Source organism: Mesorhizobium sp. M7A.F.Ca.US.005.03.2.1 (assembly GCF_003997795.1).
Classification (GTDB): Bacteria; Pseudomonadota; Alphaproteobacteria; order Rhizobiales; family Rhizobiaceae; genus Mesorhizobium; species Mesorhizobium ciceri.
Window position 1 is genome coordinate 9,947 of the sequence record NZ_RZRP01000068.1, and the last position, 3,562, is coordinate 13,508.

The 3,562-nt window shown below is 65.0% G+C and carries 4 protein-coding genes; all 4 read left to right on the forward strand.

The window, feature by feature from the left end; all coding sequences use genetic code 11:
• Window positions 1-1,269 (forward strand): ABC transporter permease (locus tag EN991_RS40750; RefSeq protein ID WP_245460908.1); only part of this gene is annotated, 1,269 nt, incomplete at its 5' end.
• 13 nt (window positions 1,270-1,282) lie between these two features.
• Window positions 1,283-2,089 (forward strand): SDR family oxidoreductase, encoded by an 807-nt coding sequence (locus EN991_RS06305; protein WP_127368385.1) that lies wholly within the window; start codon window positions 1,283-1,285, stop codon window positions 2,087-2,089.
• A gap of 10 nt (window positions 2,090-2,099) precedes the next feature.
• Entirely contained in the window at window positions 2,100-3,047 is a 948-nt protein-coding gene (locus EN991_RS06310) for a 3-hydroxyacyl-CoA dehydrogenase (RefSeq protein WP_127368384.1), read from the forward strand.
• On the forward strand, window positions 3,044-3,562 hold a 519-nt coding region (locus EN991_RS06315; RefSeq protein WP_164768885.1), incomplete at its 3' end, for a 3-keto-5-aminohexanoate cleavage protein. The genes EN991_RS06310 and EN991_RS06315, both read left to right, overlap by 4 nt.

Sequence of the window (3,562 nt, forward strand, 5' to 3'; positions counted from 1 at the left end):
CGCCTCGGTGGCGGGCAGGGCGGCCCGGTGGGCTCTGTCTTCGGCGCCTTTATCCTGATGATCGTGGTGAACATCCTGCTGGTGCTCAACGTATCGGCCTATTATGCGACCATTGCCGAAGGCACCATTCTGGTGCTGGCGGCACTTGCCGGCTCGATCTCGCATGCATCGGTGCTTGCCGTGCAATTGCGCGCCGCGCGTGCCCGGTTTGCCGCCTGGCGCGCCGGCATATTGCCCTCCCAGCTCGAGCGCGTGGACCGGCGTCTCAAGATCGCCGAGCCAGCCCATGCCCAGCGCAGTCCGGCATCGCCGCGCCCTGCCTTCCATCTGCGCAATGCGGAAACGCTGCGCTATGCGCTGCCGGCCTATGTCTGCCTGCTGCTCATCGTGCTCGTCACCCAGATCTGGCTCGGCCGCGCCATCCTCAATCCGGGATACTGGAATTCGCTGCTGGTGCTATCCTCCTTCCTAGCCGTCCTGGCGCTCGGGCAGGGGACCGTCATCCTGACCGGAGGCCTCGATCTCTCCGTGCCGTGGACGATCGGCATCTCCGGCATCATCCTGGCGGGCATGGTCAACGGCTCAGACGCCGCCCTTGTCTACGCCTTGCCGGTCGTCCTGGTGATGGCCTGCGCCATCGGCTTCGCCAATGGTTTCGGCATCGTCTATCTCGGCATCTCGCCGATCGTCATGACGCTCGCCACCAACGGCATTCTGCAAGGCTGTGCGCTGCTCTATTCGCAGGGAACGCCGGCCGGGTTTTCCTCGCCGATGCTGCGCTGGGTCATGACGGCCAAGCTCGCCGGCCTGCTGACTCCAATCGTGCTGCTGATGGTCGTCTTTGTCGTCGCAGCGGTACTCCTGCTTGGCCGCACCCCGTTCGGAAGGCGCGTCTACGGCATCGGCAACGGGCTGCGCGCGGCGCGCTTGTCGGGCATCGGCGTCGAGCGCACGCTCATCCTGGTCTACATGCTTTCGGCCGTCTGCGCGGCTGTTGTCGGCGTCATGCTGACCGGCTTTTCGGGTCAGGCGAGCCTCGGCATGGGCGACGACTATCTCTTGCCGTCGATCGCCGTGGTGGTGGTCGGCGGCGCGCTGATCACCGGCGGGCGCGGCCACTATCTCGGCATGCTCGGCGGCGTGTTGTTGCTGACGGCACTGCAGATGCTGCTCGCCGGCACCACGCTTCCCTATGCCACGAGGGCAATTCTTTACGGACTGGTCGTTCTGGGCGCCGTCATGGCGCTGCGCGAACGGCGGCTGCAATGAGAAGGACATGACCATGAGCACAAGGGCGCCGGCATCGGCGGACGAATTTTTGACCGGGCTGAAAGGCCAGCGCGTGCTGGTGACGGCGGGCGCAGGCGGCATCGGGTTTGCCATAGCCGACACGCTGTCACGCCTCGGCGCCCGCATCGTCGTCTGCGACGTTTCCGATGAGGCGCTGGCCGCTGCTCCCAGCAAGATCGACCTGGTCGCGGCGGTCAAGGCCGACGTCTCGCGCGACGAGGACGTCGACCGTCTGTTCGAGGCGGTCGAGAAAAAACTCGGCGGGCTCGATGCGCTGATCAACAATGCCGGCATTGCCGGGCCGACCGGCGGTGTCGACGAGATCGATCCGGCGGACTGGCGGCGCTGCATCGACATCTGCCTGACCGGCCAGTTCCGGTGCGCCCGGCGCGCGGTGCCGCTGATCAAGGCGGCGGGCGGCGGTTCGATCGTCGCGATGTCGTCGGCCGCCGGCCGCCATGGCTACGCCTTCCGCACACCCTATTCGGCGGCCAAGTTCGGTGTCATCGGTTTCACGCAAAGCTTGGCCAAAGAGCTCGGGCCGCACGCCATCAGGGTCAACGCCATCCTGCCCGGCATCATCGAGGGCCCCCGCATCGAAGGGGTTATCTCGGCGCGCGCCAAGCAGGTCGGTGTCAGCCACGAGGAGATGACCGGACGCTATCTCCAGAACATCTCGCTGCGTCGCATGACCAGCCCCTATGATGTCGCGTCGATGGTCGCCTTCCTGCTCTCCGATGCGGGGATCAACATTTCCGGCCAGTCGCTCGGCGTCGACGGCAACGTCGAAACACTTTGAGGAACAAACCATGCCCAATGTCGCGATCGTCGGAAGCGGGTTCATCGGACGGGCCTGGGCGATCAGCTTCGCCCGCGCCGGCCATGACGTGCGGATGTGGGACCAGTCGCCCACTGCCACAGGTGGAGCCCGCGACTACATTGCCGGCGTGCTCGGCGATCTCGCCCAGAACGATCTTCTGCGGGGACAGCAAGCCGGTGAGGTTCTTGACCGTATCTCCGTTGTCGCCGAGCTTGAAGAGGCGTTGGCAGGTGCCGTGCATATCCAGGAGAACACGCCCGAGAATCTCGAGGTGAAGCGCAAGGTGTTCTCCTTGATCGACACGCTTGCCGATCCCCAAACAGTCATCGCCAGTTCCACCTCGGCGCTGTTGCCGTCGAAATTCACCGACCATCTGCAAGGGCGGCAGCGCTGCCTGGTCGTGCATCCGATCAACCCGCCCTATCTCATTCCGGCGGCCGAAATCGTGCCGGCGCCGTGGACCTCGGCCGAGACGGTCGAGAGAACCCGCGCCTTCCTCGTCGACGCCGGCCACGCGCCACTGGTCATGCAGCACGAGCTTGACGGCTTCATCATGAATCGCCTGCAAGGCGCATTGCTTGAGGAAGCTTTCCGGCTTGTCGCCGATGGCTACGCCAGTGTCGAGGATGTCGACGTCGGCATCCGCGACGGGCTGGCGCTGCGCTGGTCGTTCATGGGGCCGTTCGAGACCATCGATCTCAATGCACCCGGCGGCGTGCGCGACTATGTCGAGCGCTATCAGGGCATCTATTCCAACATCTTTCCCCAGACGCAGCGGCGCGTCGACTGGGCCGGCAAGGTCATCGACACGGTCGAGGCTGATCGCCGCAAGCGACTGCCACAGCAAAGCCTAGGCGACCGGCAGGTGTGGCGTGACCGCCGGCTCATGGCGCTCGCCGCCCACAAGAGAAAATCGGATCAGGAGTTTGGAGAATGACGCAAACCAGTCGCAAGCCGGGACCTGCACAGACCAGGGGCAAGGTCATCATCACCTGCGCGGTGACGGGCGCCATCCACACGCCGACCATGTCGCCCTATCTGCCGATCACGCCCGACCAGATCGCTTCGGAGGCGATCGCGGCGGCGGAAGCCGGTGCCGCGATCCTGCATCTGCATGCCCGCGATCCGGAAACCGGCAAGCCCGACCAGACGCCGGAGGCCTTCGCCCGCTTCCTGCCGCGCGTCAAGCAAGGCACCAACGCCGCCATCAACATCACCACCGGTGGCAGCCCCTACATGAAGGTCGAGGAGCGCGTGCGCCCGGCCGCCCAGTTCAAGCCGGAAGTCGCCTCGCTCAACATGGGCTCGATCAATTTCGGGCTCTATCACCTGGCCGACAAATACGAGACCTTCAAGTTCGATTGGGAAAAGCCGCATCTGGAAGCGACGCGCGACCTCGTCTTCCGCAACTCATTCAAGGACATCGAGTACATTCTGGCGACCTGCTACGAC

Bases quoted from the DNA above. Each gene is read 5' to 3' on its own strand.
- EN991_RS06310 (WP_127368384.1), top strand. From the start codon at position 2,100: ATGCCCAATGTCGCGATCGTCGGAAGCGGGTTCATCGGACGGGCCTGG.
- EN991_RS06305 (WP_127368385.1), top strand. From the start codon at position 1,283: ATGAGCACAAGGGCGCCGGCATCGGCGGACGAATTTTTGACCGGGCTG.